The organism is Pseudomonas sp. FG-3G (assembly GCF_901007645.1).
In the GTDB taxonomy this organism is placed as follows: domain Bacteria; phylum Pseudomonadota; class Gammaproteobacteria; order Pseudomonadales; family Pseudomonadaceae; genus Aquipseudomonas; species Aquipseudomonas rhizophila.
The window spans coordinates 236,580-257,995 of the sequence record NZ_CAAKGZ010000045.1 but is presented as its reverse complement, the minus strand read 5'-3'; the positions used below and the strand labels follow the sequence as shown (position 1 = coordinate 257,995).

Sequence of the window (21,416 nt, the reverse complement as noted above, 5' to 3'; positions counted from 1 at the left end):
GCCCGGACGACGCGACTTCGGATCAGTCTTCCAACAGCTCTTCAGCCTGACCCAGAATGTTTTCCAGGGTAAAGCCGAACTCCTCGAACAACGCCGGCGCAGGCGCCGATTCGCCGTAGGTGGTCATGCCGATCACGCGACCTTCCAGGCCGACGTACTTGTACCAGTAATCGGCGTGAGCGGCTTCGATGGCGATCCGGGCGCTGACTTGCAACGGCAATACCGCTTGCTTATAGCCGGCGTCCTGGGCATCGAACACGCTGGTGCACGGCATGGACACCACACGTACGTTGCGGCCCTGCGCGGTCAGTTTGTCGTAGGCCTGGACGGCCAGGCCGACTTCGGAGCCGGTGGCGATCAGGATCAGTTCAGGCTCGCCAATGCAGTCCTTGAGCACATAGCCGCCGCGGGTGATGTCACCGATCTGGTCGGCATCGCGGTTCTGGTGCTGCAGGTTCTGGCGGGAGAAGATCAGCGCCGATGGACCGTCGTTACGCTCGATGGCGTATTTCCAGGCCACTGCCGATTCCACGGCGTCACATGGGCGCCAGGTGTCCAGGTTCGGCGTGCAGCGCAGGCTTGCCAGTTGCTCGATCGGCTGGTGAGTCGGGCCGTCTTCGCCCAGGCCGATGGAGTCGTGGGTGAACACATAAAGCACGCGCTTCTTCATCAGGGCCGACATGCGCACTGCGTTGCGGGCGTATTCCATGAACATCAGGAAGGTAGCGCCGTAAGGCACCAGGCCGCCGTGCAGAGCCACACCGTTCATGATCGCGCTCATGCCGAACTCACGAACACCGTAGTACATGTAGTTGCCGCTGGCATCTTCGGCGCTGACGCCTTTGCAGCCCTTCCACAAGGTCAGGTTGGAACCGGCCAGGTCGGCCGAACCGCCGAGCAGCTCCGGCAGCAGCGGGCCAAAAGCGTTGAGGGTGTTCTGGCTGGCCTTGCGGCTGGCAATGGTTTCGCCTTTGGCGGCGACTTCAGCGATGTAAGCCGAGGCTTTTTCAGCGAAATCGGCAGGCAGCTCACCGCTGAGGCGACGGACCAGTTCATTGGCCAGCTCAGGGAATTGCGCGGAGTAGGCGGCAAAGCGCTGGTCCCACTCGGCTTCGGCGGCACGGCCTTTTTCCTTGGCGTCCCACTCGGCATAAATGTCGGCCGGGATTTCGAACGGACCGTGTTCCCACTTCAACGCAGCGCGGGTCAGGGCGATTTCCTCGGCGCCCAGTGGCGCGCCGTGGCAGTCTTCCTTGCCTTGTTTGTTGGGCGAACCGAAACCGATGGTGGTCTTGCAGCAGATCAGGGTCGGCTGGGCGCTCTTGCGCGCCGTCTCGATGGCGGTCTTGATTTCTTCCGGGTCGTGGCCGTCGACATTGCGGATGACCAGCCAGTTGTAGGCTTCGAAACGCTTGGGGGTGTCGTCGGTGAACCAGCCTTCGACTTCGCCGTCGATGGAAATGCCGTTGTCATCGTAGAAAGCGATCAGCTTGTTCAGGCCCAAGGTGCCGGCCAGGGAGGCGACTTCGTGGGAAATGCCTTCCATCATGCAGCCATCACCCAGGAACACGTAGGTGTGGTGATCGACAACGTTGTGGCCTGGGCGATTGAACTGCGCCGCCAGGACTTTTTCCGCCAGGGCAAAGCCCACGGCGTTGGCCAGGCCTTGGCCCAGTGGACCGGTGGTGGTTTCCACGCCTGGGGTGTAGCCATATTCCGGGTGGCCCGGAGTGCGGCTGTGCAACTGGCGGAAATTCTTCAGGTCATCGATCGACAGGTCATAACCGGTCAGGTGCAGCAACGAATAGATCAACATCGAGCCGTGGCCGTTGGACAGCACGAAGCGGTCACGGTCGGCAAACGACGGGTTGCTCGGGCTGTGCTTGAGGTAGTCGCGCCAAAGCACCTCGGCGATATCCGCCATACCCATAGGGGCACCGGGATGGCCGCTGTTGGCTTTTTGCACGGCATCCATGCTGAGTGCACGGATGGCATTGGCACGCTCACGACGGCTGGGCATCGCTGATCTCCTGGGTTTTGAATTGTGAAACTGAAAAAAGGCGAGCATTTTCCCTCACCCACCCGCCCCGGGGCAATGACAGATAGTCATCCAGAGGCTTTTTTCCGGTGGATAAAGTCGCATTCGCCAGGTGAAACCTTTCCGCTGAAGGTTTGTAGAGTCGAGCACACCTTGGGAAGTGCCATTTATCGAGCAATATCAAAACTTTTTGATATTGACCTTGCGGTGATCCATACCCCTCACTAGACTGCCGCCCTATGAATTTACGCGTGCCTTCCATTCGCCATGACGATTGCGATGAGCTGGCGGCCCTTTGCAAGGCCGGCGGCGATCCGCTGCGGCTCAATGTATTGCGCGCCTTGGCCAACGATTCGTTCGGCGTGCTGGAACTGGCGCAGATCTTCGGCATCGGTCAATCCGGCATGAGCCACCACCTCAAGGTCCTGGCCCAGGCCGACCTGGTGGCGACCCGTCGTGAAGGCAATGCGATTTTTTACCGCCGCGCCCTGCCCCATACCGATCTGCTGGGCGGCAAGCTGCATGCCGCGTTGCTCGAAGAGGTGGATGAGCTGGACCTGCCGGCAGACGTGCAGGCCCGCATCGCCCAGGTACACGGGCAGCGAGCCGCTGCCAGCCAGGATTTTTTCGCCCGGGTGGCCGAGAAGTTTCGCGCCCAGCAGGACCTGATTGCCGGGTTGCCGCAATACCGTGAAAGCGTCGTGGCGCTGCTCGACAAACTGGGATTCGAGCCCACCGCCACGGCCATTGAAGTCGGCCCTGGCGACGGTGCGTTTCTGCCGGAGCTGGCGCGGCGTTTCAGCCAAGTGACGGCGCTGGACAACAGCCCGGCCATGCTCGAGCTGGCACGCCAGGTGTGCGAACGTGAAACACTGGCTAATGTCAGCCTGCAACTGGCCGATGCCTTGAATGGTGTGAGCCTGCAGGCCGATTGTGTTGTATTGAACATGGTGCTTCACCATTTCGCCGCGCCGGCCGATGCGCTCAAGCACATGGCCGACTTGCTGCAACCGGGCGGTAGCCTGTTAGTGACAGAGTTATGCAGCCACAACCAGAGTTGGGCCAAGGAGGCCTGCGGTGATCTCTGGCTGGGGTTTGAACAGGACGATCTGGCCCGTTGGGCCACCGCTGCGGGCCTCGTGCCCGGGGAAAGCCTCTATGTGGGCTTACGTAATGGTTTCCAGATCCAGGTCCGCCATTTTCAGCGACCGGCTGGCGACACTCACCATCGGTAACTTGTAGGAAAACATCGAGATGAGCGAATACTCCCTTTTCACCTCCGAGTCCGTGTCTGAAGGGCATCCGGACAAAATCGCCGACCAGATTTCTGATGCGGTGCTGGACGCCATCATTGCTGAAGACAAGTTCGCCCGCGTGGCGTGCGAAACTCTGGTGAAAACGGGCGTGGCGATCATCGCTGGCGAAGTCACCACTTCAGCCTGGGTCGACCTGGAACAGATCGTCCGTGACGTCATCCTGGGCATTGGCTACAACAGCTCCGACGTCGGCTTCGATGGCGCGACCTGCGGCGTGATGAACATCATCGGCAAGCAGTCCCCCGACATCAACCAGGGTGTTGACCGCGCCAAGCCTGAAGACCAGGGTGCCGGCGACCAGGGCCTGATGTTCGGCTACGCCAGCAACGAGACCGACGTGCTGATGCCAGCACCGATCACCTTCTCGCACCAGTTGGTTCAACGCCAGGCTGAAGCCCGTAAATCCGGCCTGCTGCCTTGGCTGCGCCCGGATGCCAAGTCTCAGGTGACTTGCCGTTACGAAGGCGGCAAGGTTGTCGGTATCGATGCCGTCGTACTGTCGACCCAGCACAACCCCGAAGTGTCCTATAAAGACCTGCGTGAAGGCGTGATGGAGCTGATCGTCAAGCACGTACTGCCTGCCGAGCTGCTGTCCAAGGACACCCAGTTCCACATCAACCCGACCGGCCAGTTCATCATCGGTGGCCCGGTAGGCGACTGTGGCCTGACCGGTCGCAAGATCATCGTCGACAGCTACGGCGGCATGGCCCGTCACGGCGGTGGCGCGTTCTCCGGCAAGGATCCATCGAAGGTCGACCGTTCGGCAGCCTATGCCGGTCGTTATGTGGCCAAGAACATCGTGGCCGCCGGCCTGGCCGAGCGCTGCGAGATCCAGGTTTCCTATGCCATCGGCGTTGCTCAGCCTACCTCGATCTCGCTGAACACCTTCGGCACCGGCAAGATCGGCGATGACAAGATCATCAAGCTGGTTCGTGAAGTGTTCGACCTGCGTCCGTACGCCATCACCACCATGCTCGACCTGCTGCACCCGATGTACCAGGACACTGCCGCCTACGGCCACTTCGGTCGTACGCCGCAGACCAAGACGGTCGGTGACGACACCTTCACCACCTTCACCTGGGAAAAAACCGACCGCGCCGACGCCCTGCGCGCCGCTGCCGGCCTGTAAAAACTGCGGGTACGAAAAGCCCCTGGCGACTGGGTCGTCAGGGGCTTTTTCATGTCCGGCTCATACCCATTCAGGGGGGTTTAAGCCATGCAAGGATTTGTCGCTTGGGCACTTATCTGTGGGAGCAAGGGACCATCGACTTCAGGACCGTCGCGCCACCAGCAAGAACGAAGCCGCACTGGCCAGCAGCCCCGCACACAGGCGATTGAACAGACGTTTGCCGCTCGGCCGGGCAAACAGCCGCCGCGCATAAATCCCCATGTAGCAATACAACCCGATGGCAATGCACTCCAACGCCAGGAACAGGCCGCCCAGCACGGCGAACTGCTGGGTGACAGTGCTGGCGCGGTCGACGAACTGCGGCAGGAAGGCGGTGAACAACAGGATCGCCTTCGGGTTGCCGATCGCCACCAGAAACTCCTGGCGTGCCAGGCGGGTCACGCTCATCGAAGTGACCGCCGTTTCAGCTCCGGTTTCTGGCTGCGCCCGCCACAATTGCACGGCAAGGTAGAACAGATAAGCGGCACCCACGAACTTGATCCCCAGGAACAACAGTTCCGAGGTATGCAGCACAGCGGTCAATCCCACCGCTGCCAGGGCAATCATGAGTGCAAACGCCAGCAACCGGCCAATGCCACCGCTGCACGCCCGGACGAAGCCATAACGCGAGGCGTTGCTGATGGACAGCAGGTTATTCGGCCCCGGCGCCATGTTCAGCGCGAAGCAGGCCGGGATGAAAACAGCGAGGGTCGTCAGGTCCATAGGGATGCACGCCTGGCAGAGCGGATCGAGCCCCCATTCTGCACTCGCCCCTGATGGGTTCAAGGCACAGTTGCGCAACCAAATCACGCTGCACTGTACCGCCACGACTTCGCTATCGCCCCCTGCAAAATCCGGTAACGCTCCCAGCCTCGCACCTTCTGTGACAGTGACTAGCCTTCAAGCACACCACCAAGCAAGGATGCTTCGATGCTGCCGTTATCACGCCTATTGGCCTGTCTTATATTCATCTGCTCCCCTGTCATTGCCGCGCCTTGTCCCGACTGGCCCCTCGGACGCGCCCAGGCGGAAATCACCGCCCTGCAACAGCGAATCGATTCGTGGGATGACAGCTATCACCGTCTCGGCCGATCACTGGTAGCCGATGAACTCTACGATCAATCCCGCATCCAGCTGGGCCATTGGCGCGACTGCTTTGACCTTGTGACACCCAGTTTTCCCCTGCGCACGGCGGGCGGGAAAGTGCCACACCCGGTTGCACACACCGGCCTGGACAAACTCAAGGATGCCGACGCGGTCAAGGCGTGGCTACAAGGCCGAGAAGACCTGTGGGTCCAACCGAAAGTCGATGGCGTGGCCGTGACTCTGATCTATCGCGGGGGGCGCCTGCATCAGGCGATCAGCCGCGGTGATGGTGCCCAGGGGCAAGACTGGACCTGGGCTGCGCACAAAATCAACGCCATCCCGCAACGGCTGAATCAGCCATTGGACCTGGTCGTTCAGGGTGAGCTGTACTGGCGGCTGATTGCCCATGTCCAGGCCCGCAACGGCAGTCTCAACGCCCGGGCGACCGTGGCGGGGCTGATGGCGCGCACGAATTTGACCGCGCAAGAAGGGGCGGACATCGGCCTGTTTGTCTGGGACTGGCCTGACGGACCGGCCACGCTGCCCGAACGGGAGGCGACCCTGCAGGCGCTGGGCTTCGCCGACACCATCGGCTACAGCCAGCCCGTTCAGGCATTGGCCGACGTCGAGCACTGGCGCAACCACTGGTATCGCACGCCACTGCCCTTTGCCAGCGATGGCATCGTCCTGCGTCAAAGCCGCCGCCCACCGGCCGACCGCTGGCAAGCCCGGGCGCCGTTCTGGAGCGTGGCCTGGAAGTACCCCTATGCCCAGGCCCTGGCCGAGGTGCGCAACGTGCGCTTCAAGATTGGTCGTACTGGGCGCATCACGCCCGTGCTGGAACTTGAACCTGTCATGCTCGACGACCGACGAATCCGCCGCGTGAGCGTCAGCTCCCTCAAACGCTGGGAGCAAATGGACATCCGTCCTGGCGACCGGGTCGCCATCAGCCTGGCCGGGCTGACTATCCCGCGCCTGGACAGCGTCGTGCTGCGCAGTGTCGAGCGCCAGGACGTGAACGCCCCAACGGCAGCCGATTATCACTTTTTAAGTTGCTGGCAGCCGACACCCGGCTGCGAAAGCCAGTTTCTGGCGCGCCTGGGCTGGCTCAGCGGCAAGCACGGTTTAGCCCTGCCCCATGTCGGCCCGGGCACCTGGGAAAAACTCCTGGCGGCCGGGCGACTCAATGGTTTGCTGGATTGGATGACCCTCGATGCCGACGAGCTTGCTAACATTGCCGGCTTCGGCGAACGCAGCAGCGCCCGCTTGCTCGACAGCCTGCACAGCGCCCGGCAACGTCCGTTTGGGCAGTGGCTCAAGGCTCTTGGCCTGCCACCCGCTGGCGAGGTCCGGCTGGAGGGGCCATGGCAGGTGCTTGCCGAGCGCGACATCGAACATTGGCAAGCCGAAGCCGGTATCGGCCCGGGACGCGCCGCGCAATTGAGGGCTTTTTTTCGCGACCCACAGGTGCTGGCGTTAAGTGAAGTACTAAGGGGTGCCGGGGTCGACGGTTTTTAATCCAGGTCCCACAGTTGAACCCAAGGGGTAAACATGCGCTCCAACAGCGCATCTATACCAACCGTTCGCGAGTTTTCACGGAGTTGCTATGAATTTCCTGTCTCCTATCGCACTGCTGACACTATGCAGCGCTATGGCCGCCCCCCTGATGGCAGCCGAGCAAACACCGGAGCTCACCGGCTGCGCAGCCAAGCGCCAGGGCATCATCAATCAAATCGAGCTGGCCAAGTCCCGCGACAACAAAGACCAGCAAGCCGGCCTGGAAACAGCATTAAGCCAGGTCACCACCCATTGCACCGACGCGTCCCTGCGCAAGGAACGTGAAAACAAGGTTCTTGAAGCCAAGCACGAAGTAAACCAGCGTCAGGCCGATCTGGACAAAGCCATGAAAAAAGGCGACGCGCAGCGGATCAACAAACGCAAGGACAAGCTGGCGGCTTCGCGCAAAGAGTTGCAGGAAGCGGTGGATGAGTTGGATAAATAAGCGGCAAGTTTCAAGCTGCAAGCCCCAAGCTTCACACTTGCAGCTTGCAGCTAAAAACTTGCAGCTGCCCCTACTCAATAATCCCGAAACTCTTTATGGCAGGCACTGCACGCGTCCTCTACTTTCTGCACCGCAGGCCCCAGGTTGCTGGCCCTGTACGGCTGGACCTTGCTGGCGGTTACCAACTCACCGGTGGCGGCTTCAAGGCTGCGGGCCAGTTCCTGGAAACGCGCCTGTTTTTGCCAGACCTCATCCCGGGCACTGGTGTGGTCTTCTTCACGCACTTGCGGGAAATGCTTCCACGGCTCGCGGGACAGTTGATCAAGTTGCACCGCGCCCTCGGCAAAGCGCGGGCCGTCGAACGGGATGCGACCGCGCAGCATGCCACCGAGCTCTTCGTTGGTCTTGAGCATCTGCTTGAAGATCGCTTTGCGTTGGCCCAGCGGGGAATTGGGATCGACACCGCCACAGGCGGACAACATCAGGCAGGCCAGCACGGCCATGGAAAATCGTTTTACAAACATCTTGGCCTCGGAGCAGGAAACGGCGGTTAGTATCCTCGGGTCATCGGCAAAGACCAATAGCCCTATTATCAATACGGGTTGTCTGGACGCCTGGAGCGTCCGTACGACCGGCAAGGAAATCTCATGCACAGTTTCAAGACCTGGCACAAAGGCCTGGCGCTGACCCTACCGCTTATCGCGCTGTTGGCCGGTTGCAATCGCGGCGACAAAGCCGAAGAGCCCCAGACTCACGCCGTCGCTACTTATGTCAGCGCACCGTGGGAAGCCTTGCCATCGGTGTCCGACGAGGACCTGCTGGCGGGCTTTGGCTCCTGGCGCAGCGCCTGCACCCGGCTCAAGGCCGACGCGGTGTGGGGTGCCACCTGCGCGGCGGCGGCCAATGTGCCGCTGACCGCTGTAGATGTGCGCAACTTTCTGAAGCAGAACCTGGATGTCTACGGCCTGCGCTCGGGTGACAACAGCCCCAACGGTCTGATTACCGGTTACTACGAACCGGTCTACCCCGGCAGCCTCACCCAGACTGCCAGCGCTAACATCCCGGTGTACGGGGTGCCGGAGGACATGATCATCGTGTCGCTGGACAGTATTTACCCCGAGCTCAAGGGCAAGCGCCTGCGCGGTCGCCTCGAAGGCCGAGTGCTCAAGCCCTACGACGACGCGGCCACCATCGAAACCAACGGGGTAAAGGCGCCGGTGATCGCCTGGCTGACAGACCCGATGAACCTGCAATTCCTGCAAATCCAGGGCTCGGGCCGCATTCGACTCGATGACGGCCGCCAGTTGCGCATCGGCTATGCCGACCAGAACGGCCACCCCTACCGGCCCATCGGGCGCTGGCTGGTCGAACAGGGCGAACTGAAGAAAGAAGAGGTGACCATGGGCACCATCAGTGCCTGGGCAAAAGCCAACCCGAACCGGATTCCCGAATTACTCGGCAGCAACCCCAGCTACGTGTTTTTCAACCGCAACCCCGACAGCAACGAAGGGCCACGGGGCTCACTGAATGTGCCGTTGACCGCCGGCTACAGCGTGGCGGTGGATCGCAAGGTGATTCCTCTGGGAAGCCTGTTGTGGTTGTCCACCACCCGCCCTGACGGCAGTGCATTGAACCGCCCGGTCGCGGCTCAGGACACCGGCGGCGCAATTGCCGGCGAAGTACGGGCAGATCTGTTCTGGGGTACTGGCGAAGCAGCAGGAAACCTGGCCGGGGATATGAAACAACAAGGGCAGATCTGGATGCTGTGGCCCAAGGGCATGGCATTGCCGCAGGTGCCGCAGGTTGCCAATACGGTCACCGCCAATCCCTGAGAAGTGGGCTGACTGTACCGGCCCCATCGCGAGCAGGCTCGCTCCCACATTGGATCTAGTCGTACACAAAACATGTGTCCACTGGAGATCGACTGTGGGAGCGAGCCTGCTCGCGATGGGGCCAGCACAGACAACGGGACTCAACCGCCAGGCTCAGACCGAAACGAAGAAGAAACTCAACACCAACCCTACCCCCACGAACCACACCAGCGAACGCAAGATCGCCCAGTCCGCCAGATAGCAGATGATGTACAGCAGACGACTGGTGATAAACAGCACCGCCAGCACGTTGATGGTCACAAGCTCGGCATTGCCGGCCAGGTGCGCGACGATCACGGCAGCGGCGAAAAACGGGGCGATTTCAAAGCTGTTCAGTTGCGCGGCGTATGCACGCCGGGGGGCTCCTTCGAGCGAGTCCAGAAAATCCCGAGGGTCGTGGTTGTCGCTCAACCGGTACTTTCCACCGGCCTTGGCGATCGCAATGCACAGGTAAGGCAGGAGAAAGGCAATCAAAATGCACCACAGGGCAACCGTCATGAAGCAGTTCCTTCTTTGAGTGTTATAGAAAAACAAGAATCGAGGCACTGGTCAGAATTTCATCACCAACATGCCAATCAGCACCAGCCCGCAGGCTAAGAGCCGCGGCCGGCCGAAAGGTTCTTTCAGGTAGCGCATGCCAAACAAGACTACCAGGATCACGCTGATCTCCCGCAGCGCAGCCGCTTCGGCAATCGAGCCCAGTTGCATGGCCCACAGCACCAGAGCGTAGCTCAACAATACGCAAAACCCGACCGCCAACCCCAGCCGCCACTGTTCACGCCAGAACAGCATGAACGCAGGTCGTTTGCGCACCAGCGCCAGCAACGGAAAGGGCCAGGCACTGAGCAGCGTGACCCAGGCCAGGTAATCCAGTGGCCGGGGCCAGCGCCGCAGGGCATGGCCGTCAATAAAGGTGTAGCAGCCGATGCACAGGCCGATCAGCGCCACCACCGGTAGCATCGACCAGGGCAACCGTTCGCCACCACCGCCCTGCCACAACAGGCACAGCATGCCGAACGGGATCAGCAAGATGCCGATGATCTGATGGGTTGTCAGCACTTCTCCGGCGAAGATCAACGTCAAAGCCAGCACCACCAATGGCGACAGACCACGCATCAGCGGATAGACCAGCCCCAGGTCACCCACCCGATACGCCTGGATCAACAGATAGCGGTACAACAGCTCGAATGCCGCCGACGCCAGGATCCACGGCCAGATCTCCAGCGGTGGCAACGCCACAAAGCCCAGCACCAGCACCACGAACAGCAACGCGACGCTGTCCATGCACGCTACCACCAGCGAACGCTCGCCACTGAACTTGATCAGCGTATTCCATGCCGCATGCAACAGCGCGGCGACCAATACCAAGGCCGTTGCCAGCACAGCAAGCTCCTTATTGCGTCCAGAGAATTGATTCGCCATCCATCAGCGGCCGTTTATACTGCAAACGACCACGCCGCACTCAGTTGCGCATAAACCAATTCCAATGATTTTGCTGCTGCCCCGTTTCATCCGAACCGGCGCATCGGCATGCGTATGCCTGATCAGAGCGTCAAGACTACAGACAGAGACCTTGCGCATGCCACTCGCCTTGCTTGCTTTGGCCGTCGCCGCTTTTGGCATCGGCACCACCGAATTCGTCATCATGGGGCTGTTGCCCGATGTCGCCCGTGACCTGGCCGTGAGCATTCCCCAGGCCGGGCTGCTGATTACCGGGTACGCCCTGGGCGTGGTGTTCGGCGCGCCGATCCTGGCCATCGGCACCGCCAACATGCCGCGCAAGGCAACGCTGCTGGGCATGACGCTGATGTTCATCGTCGGCAACGTGCTCTGCGCCCTGGCGCCGAACTACGCCACGCTGATGGCCGCCCGGGTCATCACCGCACTGTGCCACGGGGCATTCTTCGGGATCGGCTCGGTGGTCGCGGCCGGACTGGTGGCACCGAACAAACGGGCCCAGGCCATTGCGATGATGTTCACAGGACTGACCCTGGCCAATGTGCTGGGCGTGCCCTTGGGCACTGCGTTGGGCCAATATGCCGGCTGGCGCTCGACCTTCTGGGCGGTGTCGGTCATCGGGATCATTGCCGCCATTGCCCAATGGGTCTGGCTACCCCGGGAAATTCCCATGGAGAAGGCCAATCTGGCCAGCGAGTTCAGAGTGCTGGGCAAGGCCAACGTGTTGCTGGCCCTGGGCATGAGCGTGCTGGCCTCCACCAGCCTGTTCAGCGTGTTCACCTACATCGCGCCGATCCTGCAGGACATCACGGGAGTCAGCCCCCACGGCATCACGCTCATGCTGCTGCTGTTCGGTGTCGGCCTGACAGCGGGCAGTTTCCTCGGCGGACGGCTGGCGGACCGGCGCCTGCTGCCTTCGCTGGTAGCCATGGCCCTGGCAGTGGTGCTGGTGCTGGCCGCGTTCAGCCAGACCAGCCGGTCGGTGGTTCCTGCAGCTATTACCCTGGTCCTATGGGGTGTGTTCGCCTTCGCACTGTGTCCGATCCTGCAATTGCTGATCATCGACCAGGCCCAAGAAGCGCCAAACCTGGGCTCGACCCTGAACCAGAGCGCGTTCAACCTTGGCAACGCGGCGGGTGCGTGGATTGGCGGCCTGGTGGTGGCCAGCGGCGCCGACCTGGCGGACCTGCCATGGACCGGCGCTCTGGTGGGCGGGCTGACCGTGTTGACAGCACTGTATTTTATTTATCGTCAGCGTCGTCAGGACGCCCTGGTGGGTGTGGCCGACTAGGCTGGCCGGTCTCGCTCCGCACCTGGGCATGACTCAGCAGCGCAAAGATGAAACTGCCACCAATGATGTTCCCTGCAAGGGTCGGCCCGGCAAACACCATCCAGAAGTCCTCCCACGACAGCTGGCCGGCGAACACCAGATAGGACACTTCGGCCGAGCCGACGACAATGTGGGTGAAATCCCCAAGCGCCATCAGGTAGGTGATGAGGATGATGATCCACATCTTGGCGCTCTCCATGGACGGGATCATCCAGACCATGGTGGCGATCATCCAGCCTGAAATGATGCCCTTGGCGAACATCTGGCCGGTGTCGTTTTCCATGACCTTGCGACCGATCTCCAGAAAAGCCATATCGGTGCGGCGGTCGAAAATCGGCAGATGCAGCATCACATAGGCCACCAGCAAGGTCCCGCACAAGTTGCCCACCAGCACCACACCCCACAGGCGGAACAGACGGCCGAAGTTGCCCAAGGTGGGTTTGCTCATGATGGGCAGCACGGCGGTCAAGGTGTTTTCGGTGAACAACTGCTGGCGGGCAAGAATCACCGCGAGAAAACCGGCGCAGTAGCCGAAGCTGGCGATCACCTTGAAGGCTTCACCCTCGGGCAAGCGGGAATTGAGCAGCCCCATCGCCATCAGCGACAGGCCCATGGTCAACCCGGCGGCCAGGGCCGACCACCAAAGCGCGGCGACACTGCGCTCCAGTTCCTGATTGCCCTGGGTACGGATAATTTCATGCAGCACTGCGGCCCGCGGTGGCTGATTGCGGTCGACTTCGTGCTTTTCCTGTGCCGAAAGATCAGGTGTCTTGCCGTCTTTACGAGTGTCCATGGAGCTCCTGAACCGGTGGCGTGATGTACCTACGACACGCGGCCTTCAGAGCTGTTCAGTGGCGGATGAAATCCAGGCGCTTGTAGCACTGCCGTCGCGAGCAGGCTCACTCCCACAAGGGATGGGTGGTAGACAACAATGCTGCGATCGACCGCAAGTCCATGTGGGAGCGAGCCTGCTCGCGATCGGCGACGCCGTCGATCTCACGCACCGGCAATATCGTCCTGAAACTGATCCTTGACGTACCTGATCTCGGTCCGGCCGTGCGGCGCCGGCAGGCCATCTTCCCCAAGATTGACGAAGACCATCTTCTCCACGGTGAGGATGCTTTTACGGGTGATCTTGTTGCGCACTTCGCAGGTCAGGGTGATCGAGGTGCGGCCGAATTCGGTGGCGGTGATGCCCAGTTCGATGATGTCGCCCTGGCGCGAAGCGCTGACGAAGTTGATTTCGGAGATGTATTTGGTAACCACACGCTGGTTGCCGAGCTGGACAATGGCATAGATCGCCGCTTCCTCGTCGATCCAGCGCAACAGACTGCCGCCAAACAGCGTGCCGTTGGGGTTGAGGTCTTCGGGCTTGACCCACTTGCGGGTGTGGAAATTCATGTTCACTCCTGAGCGTCTGGCCGATGGATGCCTGCATCATGGCAGACCGGGCAGCGTGGCTCTATGTCGGGGTCCCAATAACGATCATCGGCAATTTTGATTTGCCGACAGAAACCCTTTGGAAGATCCGATTAGCCCGTTATAATCGCCACCGCTTTACCTCGGTCCTCGCTTTGGACCGTTCCCGCCACCTGTCCGAGGGGCGCTGCAGCAGGTTCGACCTGTCAGGCTCGGATGGGGCGTTGTTTGTACGGGGCACCCCGCACGGACACTAAACGCACAACGGCGCCCATTCGCATACATTACGAATGGAGGCTCTTCATGAGCGCTGTTATCACGCCTGCAGATTTTACCGATTACAAAGTCGCTGACATGTCCCTGGCTGCCTGGGGTCGTCGCGAAATCATCATCGCCGAATCCGAAATGCCAGCCCTGATGGGTCTGCGTCGCAAATACGCCGGCGAGCAACCGCTCAAGGGCGCGAAGATCCTCGGCTGCATCCACATGACCATTCAGACCGCCGTGCTGATCGAAACCCTGGTTGCCCTGGGTGCGGAAGTGCGTTGGTCGTCCTGCAACATCTTCTCGACCCAGGACCAGGCCGCTGCCGCCATTGCCGCTGCCGGTATCCCGGTATTTGCCTGGAAGGGCGAGACCGAAGAGGAATACGAATGGTGCCTGGAGCAGACCATCCTCAAGGATGGCCAGCCATGGGCCACCAACATGATTCTTGACGACGGCGGCGACCTGACCGAACTGCTGCACAAGAAATACCCAGCCGTACTGGACAACGTCCACGGCGTGACCGAAGAGACCACCACCGGCGTACACCGCCTGCTGGACATGCTGGCCAAGGGCGAACTGAAGATCCCGGCCATCAACGTCAACGACTCGGTGACCAAGAGCAAGAACGACAACAAGTACGGCTGCCGTCACAGCCTCAACGACGCCATCAAGCGCGGTACCGACCACCTGCTGTCGGGCAAGCAGGCGCTGGTCATCGGCTACGGTGACGTGGGCAAGGGCTCGGCTCAGTCCCTGCGCCAGGAAGGCATGATCGTCAAGGTGTCCGAAGTCGACCCGATCTGCGCCATGCAGGCCTGCATGGACGGCTTCGAGCTGGTTTCGCCATTCATCGACGGTAACAACGATGGCACCGAAGCAAGCATCGACAAAGCGCTGCTGGGCAAGATCGACTTGATCGTGACCACCACCGGTAACGTCAATGTCTGCGACGCGAACATGCTCAAGGCCCTGAAAAAGCGCGCCGTGGTCTGCAACATCGGCCACTTCGACAATGAAATCGACACCGCTTTCATGCGCAAGAACTGGGCATGGGAAGAAGTGAAGCCACAGGTCCACAAGGTGCATCGCACCGGCGCCGGCAGCTTCGACCCACAGAACGATGACTACCTGATCCTGCTGGCCGAAGGCCGTCTGGTAAACCTGGGCAACGCCACCGGCCACCCAAGCCGCATCATGGACGGCTCGTTTGCCAACCAGGTCCTGGCGCAGATTTTCCTGTTCGGCCAGAAATACGCCGACCTGTCGCCAGCCCAGAAAGCCGAGCGCCTGACCGTGGAAGTGCTGCCCAAGAAACTCGACGAAGAAGTGGCCCTGGAAATGGTCCGCGGTTTCGGCGGCGTGGTCACCAAACTGACCAAGCAACAGGCTGACTACATCGGCGTGACCGTCGAAGGCCCGTTCAAGCCGCACGCTTACCGCTACTGATCGGCGCTGCCTCCTTGGTGGAGCGGACCTGTGGGAGCGAGCCTGCTCGCGATGCAGACACCTTGATCTGACTGTCAGACCGAGGTGATGCCAATCGCGAGCAGGCTCGCTCCCACATGAGTCCGCTTCCAGAAGGGATATGCAAGCCTCACCGGCCTACGAGTTTCCAAGGATATGACCATGTCCCAAGACCGTCGCTACAGCTTCGAGTTCTTCCCGACGAAGACCGATGCTGGGCATGAAAAACTGATCGCCACTGCCCGTCAGTTGGCGAGTTACAACCCCGACTTCTTCTCCTGCACCTATGGCGCTGGCGGTTCGACCCGTGACCGCACGATCAACACCGTGTTGCAGCTCGAAAGTGAAGTCAAAATCCCCGCCGCCCCGCACCTGTCCTGCGTGGGTGACAGCAAAGCCGATCTGCGCAGCCTGTTGAGCCAGTACAAGGCTGCCGGCATCACCCGTATCGTGGCCCTGCGCGGTGACCTGCCCTCGGGTATGGGCATGGCGAGCGGCGAACTGCGCCACGCCAACGACCTGGTTGAATTCATTCGTGAAGAAACCGGTGAGCACTTCCATATCGAAGTGGCGGCCTACCCAGAGATGCACCCCCAGGCACGCAACTTCGAAGACGACCTGCTCAACTTCGTACGCAAGGCCAACGCCGGCGCCAACAGCGCGATCACCCAGTACTTCTTCAACGCTGACAGCTACTTCTACTTTGTCGACCGCGTACGCAAGATGGGCGTCGACATTCCTGTCGTGCCGGGGATCATGCCAATCACCAACTACAGCAAACTCGCGCGTTTTTCCGACGCCTGCGGGGCAGAAATCCCACGCTGGATCCGCAAGCAGCTGGAAGCCTACGGCGACGACACATCCAGCATCCAAAGCTTCGGAGAGCAAGTCATCACACAAATGTGTGAACGCTTGTTACAAGGCGGGGCACCGGGGCTGCATTTCTATACCCTGAACCAGGCCGAGCCCAGCCTCGCGGTATGGAATAACCTCAAGCTGCCGCGTTAATGACTTAGTTCGGCGGTGTATAAAAGCCTTGGCGAAAACCAAGGCTTTTTCGTTCGTCCTATGTCGAAAGACGACCAGACCGCGGGCCAGAGGGCTCTAGCTATTTGATGAGCTCTCGTCGTAACCTCAGGCCATGCCCTTCATCACCCGGTTACTGACCACCTTTGTCCTCCTGTACCTGAGCATGGATGCCCGGGCCGAGAAGCTGCGCATTGTCACCGAACCCTGGGCGCCTTATGTCTACGAAGAGAACGGCCAGGTGCTGGGACTCGACTACGAAACCACCGCCATTGTGTTCAAGCGCCTGGGCATTGATGTGCAATGGCAACTGCTGCCGTGGAAACGTTGCCTGGCGATGCTTGAGCAGGGCCTGGCGGACGGTGCGCTGGACATTTTCCACAGCAACGAACGCGACGCCATGCTGCTTTACCCCAGCGAACCGCTTTCGGACGTGGAGTTCGTGATGTTCTACGCCAACGCCCGCCCCCATCCTTTTCGCACGCTGGATGACTTGGGCGGCCTGACCGTGGGCACCTCGCCCGGCTATCTGTACAGCCAGGCCTTCAGTGAGTCGACCCTGTTCAAACGTGAGACGGCACCCACCCATGAAGCCAACTTCGGCAAGTTGCAACTGGGCCGGATTGACCTGCTCATCACCGACCGCCGGGTGGGTCGGCACGTACTCAAGCAAATGCAACTGGGCGACCAGATCACCGAAAACCCCGTGGTTGTGAGCCGTCAAAGCCAATACCTGGCGGTGCGGCGCAACGCCGGGATGGATCTGCTGGTGCAGCGCTTCAGCGCCGAACTCAAGCGCTTCAAGCGCGAACCGGCCTATGCCGAGCTGATCGCCCGCTATGGCGCCGTTCCGTCTGCCAGGACCGAACCGTCCAGCCCGGTGCAGCGTTGAAATAAACCGTTGAGCAGCAGGAAAGCGGCGCGCGGCGTTTGCTCTGTTATACTCCGGCCTTCCCGCCAGGCTCACGCCCGGACGCCCGGTCTTGCAAAAGGCATCCCGACACCGCTACAGCGCAGCTTCCAGCCCGCGCGAGCCCTGTCCGGACCTGCCTTCCAGACTCGGCAGGACCGGACGGGATGACGTCTTTTTGTTGAACGTCATTCGCGCCCGGCAAGACTATCCCATTGGGCCAGGCCCTCACTAAAACAGGATTACTCATGTCCTTTGCTTCCCTCGGTCTCTCCGAGGCTTTAGTCCGCGCCATCGAGGCTGCCGGCTACACCCAGCCTACCCCGGTGCAACAGCGGGCCATCCCCGCCGTGTTGCAAGGTCGCGATCTGATGGTCGCGGCGCAGACAGGCACTGGTAAAACCGGTGGTTTTGCCCTCCCTATCCTGGAGCGGCTTTTCCCCAACGGTCACCCAGACAAATCCCAGCGTCACGGCCCGCGCCAACCGCGCGTCCTGGTCCTGACCCCAACCCGCGAACTGGCGGCCCAGGTACACGAGAGCTTCAAGATCTATGCTCGCGACCTGAAATTCGTCAGTGCCTGCATTTTCGGCGGCGTTGGCATGAACCCTCAGGTCCAGGCCATGGCCCGTGGCGTCGACGTGCTGGTGGCCTGTCCGGGTCGTTTGCTCGACTTGGCCGGCCAGGGCAGCGTCGATCTGTCCCACGTGGAAATCCTCGTGCTGGACGAAGCCGACCGCATGCTCGACATGGGCTTTGTCCATGACGTGAAGAAAGTGCTGGCCCGCCTGCCCGCCAAGCGTCAGAACCTGCTGTTCTCGGCGACGTTCTCCAAGGACATCACCGACCTGGCCGGCAAGCTGCTGCACAACCCGGAACGCATTGAAGTCACACCGCCAAACACCACGGTCGAGCGCATCGAACAACGTGTGTTCCGCCTGGCGGCCAGCCACAAGCGTGCCCTGTTGGCGCACCTGATTACCGCCGGCGCCTGGGAACAGGTCCTGGTGTTCACCCGCACCAAGCACGGCGCCAACCGTCTGGCCGAGTACCTGGACAAGCATGGCCTGCCGGCCGTGGCGATCCACGGTAACAAGAGCCAGAACGCCCGCACCAAGGCCCTGGCCGACTTCAAGGCCGGCGAAGTGCGCATTCTGGTTGCCACCGACATCGCCGCTCGCGGTCTGGACATCGACCAGTTGCCCCACGTGGTCAACTTCGAGTTGCCGAACGTCGATGAAGACTACGTACACCGTATCGGCCGTACTGGCCGGGCCGGCCGTTCGGGCGAAGCGATCTCGCTGGTCGCGCCGGACGAAGAGAAACTGCTCAAAAGCATCGAGCGCATGACCAAGCAGAAAATCGCCGATGGCGACCTGATGGGCTTCGATGCCAGCACCATCGAGGCCGAGAAGCCTGAAGTGCGTGAACGTCCGGACGTGCGCAACCCACGCAATGCCCGTGGCCCTCGCGGTGACGGTCCAAATGGCGGCGGCGGTGGTGGCGGCGGCCGTAAAGACAAAGGCAAGGACAAGGGCAAGGAAAAATCGGCCAGCACCAGTCGCGGCGAACGCCCGGCTCGCGAGCACAAGCCTCGCGAAGGTACCCCGGCCCGTGAACAGCAGCGCCCGGCACCACGTGCCGCTGCCGATCGCGCACCGGACGAGTTCCTGGACGACGATATCGATAACTTCGGCAACCGCGTCGATTACGTGCCGCAGCAGAAACCCGCCCAGGGTCGCGGACGTCGTCCTGGCGCACCGGCACAGGGCGCGGCGGGCGCAGGTGCTCCTCGTGGCCAATCCCAGGGGCGTCAGAACGGCCCGCGCAACAGCAACGGCTCGTCCACCGGCACCCCGCCGGCCAAGCGCAGCGGCCCGCGCAACGGCGCACCTCGTGACGGCCAGGCCCGCCGCGAAGACTCCCGCCCTCGCCGCCCGGCACGTGACGAGCAGCCTCGTCAGGAACCTGCCGTGCAAGCCCCTCGTGGTAACCAGCCGAAGATCATGCACAAGGAGTCGAAGATCGATCGATTCCCGACGCCTGAACAGCTGGATCAACTGCCAAGCCGTCCACGGGGCGAGAAGCCGGCACTGCTGACCCGCAATCGCTGAGTTTCTCCAAGCCGTAAAAATGCCCCTGATCTCGCGATCAGGGGCATTTTTTTTAGGTGACGCCAACTTCACCTTGTGGGAGCGAGCCTGCTCGCGATTGCCATGGGTCAGTCAACCTCTGTACTGGCTGAACCACCGCAATCGCGAGCAGGCTCGCTCCCACAAGGGGTCATGTGCGGTTCACAAGATTCCATGCGGCAATAAAAAACGCCCCTGATCCAAGATCAGGGGCGTTTTTTGTCAGGCGCGAATGTTATTTCGCTTTGACACCTTCAAACGAAACGTACAGCTCGACCACGTCGGACGTTGGGCCCAGGTCTTTCTGCTTGCCGAAATCGGAACGCTTGATGCTGGTGGTCCCTTCGAAGCCGGCACGGTAGCCGCCCCACGGGTCCTTGCCTTCACCCAGGAAGGTGGCTTTGACCACGACAGGCTTGGTCACGCCCAGCAGGGTCAGGTCACCAGCCACGTCGGCGGTTTCCTTGCCATCAGCGTTCTTGCCGGTGGATTTGACGCTGGTGGACACGAAGGTGGCCTTGGCAAATTTGCTCGCGTTCAGGAAGTCAGCACTGGCGATGTGCTTGTCGCGCTCGGCGTGGTTGGTGAACACGCTGGCGGTGTTCACGTTGAACTCGATCTTGCTGTCTTCAGGCTTGGCGGCGTCGAAGCTGAACTTGCCGTCGATGTCCTTGAAGGTACCGGTGATGTAGCTATAGCCCAGGTGGCTGATCTTGAAGTCGACGAAGGCGTGTTGGCCTTCCTTGTCGACCACGTAGTCGGCAGCCATGGCCTGACCGGCCGACAGCAGGGCAGAACCGATTGCCAGGGCGGCGAGCGTTTTTTTCAACATGCTTTCTATTCCTTTGGAGTCGAGGTTGAACATCAGGCTTGGCGTCCCAGCATGCGCTTGAGGGTCGCGTCACGATCGATAAAGTGGTGTTTCAATGCTGCCAACGCATGGAGGCCGGAGAAAATTACCAGCGCCCATGCCAGGTAGAAGTGAATCTGGCCGGCAACGTCTGCCTGATCGGGCAGTCCGGACACCAGCGCGGGTACTTCAAACAGACCAAACACCGGAATCCCGACACCGTCTGCGGTGGAAATCAGGTAACCGGCAATCATCACGGCGAACAACCCGAGATACAGTGCGCTATGGCCAAGCTTGGCGCCGACGCGGGTCAGGCGGCCATAGGTTGACAAGGTCGGTGGTGGCGGACTGACAACCCGCCAGATCACCCGCAGCAACATGACCGCCAGCAGCACCAAGCCAATGCTCTTGTGCAGGTCCGGCGCGTCTTTACGCCAAGTGCTGTAGTAATCCAAGCCGACCATCCACAGCCCCAGCGCGAACAGCCCGTACACCACCAGTGCAATGCCCCAGTGCAAAACGATGCTGACCCAGCCATAGCGAGAAGAAGAGTTGCGTAGCTGCATTGCTCATATCCTGTGAAAACTGCGACCAAGACTAGCGAGTTATCTATCGATTTAAAGCGGAAATTTTTGCTTTGAAATATCGAGAAATACGATCATCAGTCTGGAGGGGGTGGGTTAAGGAAAGATTAAAGGGGAAACGGTGGGTGATGGCGAGGCGATCAGGCAGCCTTTGGGGCCTGTATGGACCTCATCACGAGCAGGTTCGCTCCCACAGGGGATCGCACCGGAGCCGTCACCGCCGTCCAACTATTTGTTCCATTCAATATATATCTATCGCTATTTTCACTTTCACCCTTGATCAAATGGGCGCACCACAACTCATTGAACAAGGTGAACAAAATGACTGTTCGTTATACCCACTTTAAAGCGAGCGGCTCGCCGCAGTTACCCCCTAATCAAACGATGTCCCCGGGGCAACACCTAAAATCCAGTAATGGCGGCTCCGATTGATATTGCAGGCCGATGGAAACTTGGTAATCAAGGACCGCGAGGCAATTATCTGGACCGCTGGTG

The 21,416-nt window shown here is 60.8% G+C and carries 18 protein-coding genes, 1 pseudogene and 1 riboswitch; of the genes and pseudogenes, 10 read left to right on the top strand and 9 right to left on the bottom strand.

Translation table 11 applies throughout. The annotated features are described in order from the left end of the window. Positions 1–22: 22 nt before the first annotated feature. Complete coding sequence (tkt, locus tag PSEUDOMOFG3G_RS27110; RefSeq protein WP_047230412.1) at positions 23–2,020, bottom strand: transketolase; 1,998 nt, start codon at positions 2,018–2,020, stop codon at positions 23–25. A gap of 257 nt (positions 2,021–2,277) precedes the next feature. On the opposite strand from tkt, the gene PSEUDOMOFG3G_RS27105 reads away from it, so the two are divergent. Both PSEUDOMOFG3G_RS27105 and metK read left to right on the top strand, forming a co-directional pair. Then, positions 2,278–3,273, top strand: coding sequence for a metalloregulator ArsR/SmtB family transcription factor (locus PSEUDOMOFG3G_RS27105; protein ID WP_047230413.1), 996 nt, complete (start codon positions 2,278–2,280; stop codon positions 3,271–3,273). A 19-nt stretch (positions 3,274–3,292) separates the two neighbouring features. After that, positions 3,293–4,483 (top strand): methionine adenosyltransferase, encoded by a 1,191-nt coding sequence (gene metK, locus PSEUDOMOFG3G_RS27100; RefSeq protein ID WP_047230414.1) that lies wholly within the window; start codon positions 3,293–3,295, stop codon positions 4,481–4,483. A gap of 141 nt (positions 4,484–4,624) precedes the next feature. On the opposite strand, the gene PSEUDOMOFG3G_RS27095 is transcribed toward metK, so the two are convergent. After that, complete coding sequence (locus tag PSEUDOMOFG3G_RS27095; RefSeq protein WP_139048963.1) at positions 4,625–5,245, bottom strand: LysE family translocator; 621 nt, start codon at positions 5,243–5,245, stop codon at positions 4,625–4,627. 207 nt (positions 5,246–5,452) lie between these two features. On the opposite strand from PSEUDOMOFG3G_RS27095, the gene ligB reads away from it, so the two are divergent. Continuing rightward, the gene (gene ligB, locus PSEUDOMOFG3G_RS27090) at positions 5,453–7,126 is read left to right on the top strand and encodes an NAD-dependent DNA ligase LigB (protein ID WP_139048962.1); all 1,674 of its coding nucleotides are present in this window, start codon (positions 5,453–5,455) and stop codon (positions 7,124–7,126) included. An 88-nt stretch (positions 7,127–7,214) separates the two neighbouring features. Then, positions 7,215–7,610 (top strand): DUF1090 domain-containing protein, encoded by a 396-nt coding sequence (locus tag PSEUDOMOFG3G_RS27085; protein ID WP_047230417.1) that lies wholly within the window; start codon positions 7,215–7,217, stop codon positions 7,608–7,610. Between the two features lie 74 nt (positions 7,611–7,684). Here the strand turns inward: PSEUDOMOFG3G_RS27085 and PSEUDOMOFG3G_RS27080 are convergent, their stop codons facing one another. Continuing rightward, complete coding sequence (locus PSEUDOMOFG3G_RS27080; RefSeq protein WP_047230418.1) at positions 7,685–8,134, bottom strand: cytochrome c; 450 nt, start codon at positions 8,132–8,134, stop codon at positions 7,685–7,687. 123 nt (positions 8,135–8,257) lie between these two features. Between PSEUDOMOFG3G_RS27080 and PSEUDOMOFG3G_RS27075 the strand changes: the two genes are divergently transcribed. Then, positions 8,258–9,442 (top strand): murein transglycosylase A, encoded by a 1,185-nt coding sequence (locus PSEUDOMOFG3G_RS27075; RefSeq protein ID WP_139048961.1) that lies wholly within the window; start codon positions 8,258–8,260, stop codon positions 9,440–9,442. Positions 9,443–9,595: 153 nt separating this feature from the next. On the opposite strand, the gene PSEUDOMOFG3G_RS27070 is transcribed toward PSEUDOMOFG3G_RS27075, so the two are convergent. Together PSEUDOMOFG3G_RS27070 and PSEUDOMOFG3G_RS27065 are read right to left on the bottom strand one after the other, a co-directional pair. Then, positions 9,596–9,979 carry an MAPEG family protein gene (locus PSEUDOMOFG3G_RS27070; protein WP_047230420.1) on the bottom strand — a complete coding sequence of 128 codons (384 nt, stop codon included), beginning with the start codon at positions 9,977–9,979 and terminating at the stop codon, positions 9,596–9,598. 51 nt (positions 9,980–10,030) lie between these two features. Continuing rightward, positions 10,031–10,864 (bottom strand): EamA family transporter, encoded by an 834-nt coding sequence (locus tag PSEUDOMOFG3G_RS27065; RefSeq protein WP_139048960.1) that lies wholly within the window; start codon positions 10,862–10,864, stop codon positions 10,031–10,033. Positions 10,865–11,060: 196 nt separating this feature from the next. On the opposite strand from PSEUDOMOFG3G_RS27065, the gene PSEUDOMOFG3G_RS27060 reads away from it, so the two are divergent. Beyond that, on the top strand, positions 11,061–12,230 hold the full coding sequence (locus tag PSEUDOMOFG3G_RS27060; protein ID WP_139048959.1) for an MFS transporter: 1,170 nt from the start codon (positions 11,061–11,063) through the stop codon (positions 12,228–12,230). Here the strand turns inward: PSEUDOMOFG3G_RS27060 and PSEUDOMOFG3G_RS27055 are convergent. Both PSEUDOMOFG3G_RS27055 and PSEUDOMOFG3G_RS27050 read right to left on the bottom strand, forming a co-directional pair. Further along, entirely contained in the window at positions 12,181–13,062 is an 882-nt protein-coding gene (locus tag PSEUDOMOFG3G_RS27055) for a formate/nitrite transporter family protein (RefSeq protein ID WP_047230423.1), read from the bottom strand. The two genes, PSEUDOMOFG3G_RS27060 and PSEUDOMOFG3G_RS27055, sit on opposite strands and share 50 nt — an antisense overlap. A gap of 203 nt (positions 13,063–13,265) precedes the next feature. Beyond that, positions 13,266–13,670: an acyl-CoA thioesterase gene (locus PSEUDOMOFG3G_RS27050; protein ID WP_139048958.1), complete on the bottom strand. Its 405-nt coding sequence runs from the start codon at positions 13,668–13,670 to the stop codon at positions 13,266–13,268. Positions 13,671–13,861: 191 nt separating this feature from the next. Beyond that, a riboswitch (S-adenosyl-L-homocysteine riboswitch) is annotated at positions 13,862–13,968 on the top strand. 23 nt (positions 13,969–13,991) lie between these two features. Between PSEUDOMOFG3G_RS27050 and ahcY the strand changes: the two genes are divergently transcribed. The 4 genes and pseudogenes from ahcY (at position 13,992) to PSEUDOMOFG3G_RS27030 (ending at position 19,469) form a co-directional block, all read left to right on the top strand. Next, the gene (gene ahcY, locus PSEUDOMOFG3G_RS27045; protein WP_076383373.1) at positions 13,992–15,401 is read left to right on the top strand and encodes an adenosylhomocysteinase; all 1,410 of its coding nucleotides are present in this window, start codon (positions 13,992–13,994) and stop codon (positions 15,399–15,401) included. Between the two features lie 180 nt (positions 15,402–15,581). Continuing rightward, a complete protein-coding gene (gene metF / locus PSEUDOMOFG3G_RS27040; RefSeq protein WP_047230426.1) occupies positions 15,582–16,427 on the top strand; it encodes a methylenetetrahydrofolate reductase [NAD(P)H] in 846 nt (281 codons plus the stop codon). Between the two features lie 133 nt (positions 16,428–16,560). After that, positions 16,561–17,342, top strand: a pseudogene (locus PSEUDOMOFG3G_RS27035) (substrate-binding periplasmic protein). Between the two features lie 261 nt (positions 17,343–17,603). Next, positions 17,604–19,469 carry a DEAD/DEAH box helicase gene (locus PSEUDOMOFG3G_RS27030; RefSeq protein ID WP_047230429.1) on the top strand — a complete coding sequence of 622 codons (1,866 nt, stop codon included), beginning with the start codon at positions 17,604–17,606 and terminating at the stop codon, positions 19,467–19,469. Positions 19,470–19,722: 253 nt separating this feature from the next. On the opposite strand, the gene PSEUDOMOFG3G_RS27025 is transcribed toward PSEUDOMOFG3G_RS27030, so the two are convergent. Further along, positions 19,723–20,319, bottom strand: coding sequence for a YceI family protein (locus PSEUDOMOFG3G_RS27025; protein WP_047226959.1), 597 nt, complete (start codon positions 20,317–20,319; stop codon positions 19,723–19,725). Positions 20,320–20,351: 32 nt separating this feature from the next. Beyond that, positions 20,352–20,903: a cytochrome b gene (locus PSEUDOMOFG3G_RS27020; protein ID WP_047226958.1), complete on the bottom strand. Its 552-nt coding sequence runs from the start codon at positions 20,901–20,903 to the stop codon at positions 20,352–20,354. Positions 20,904–21,416: the final 513 nt, after the last annotated feature.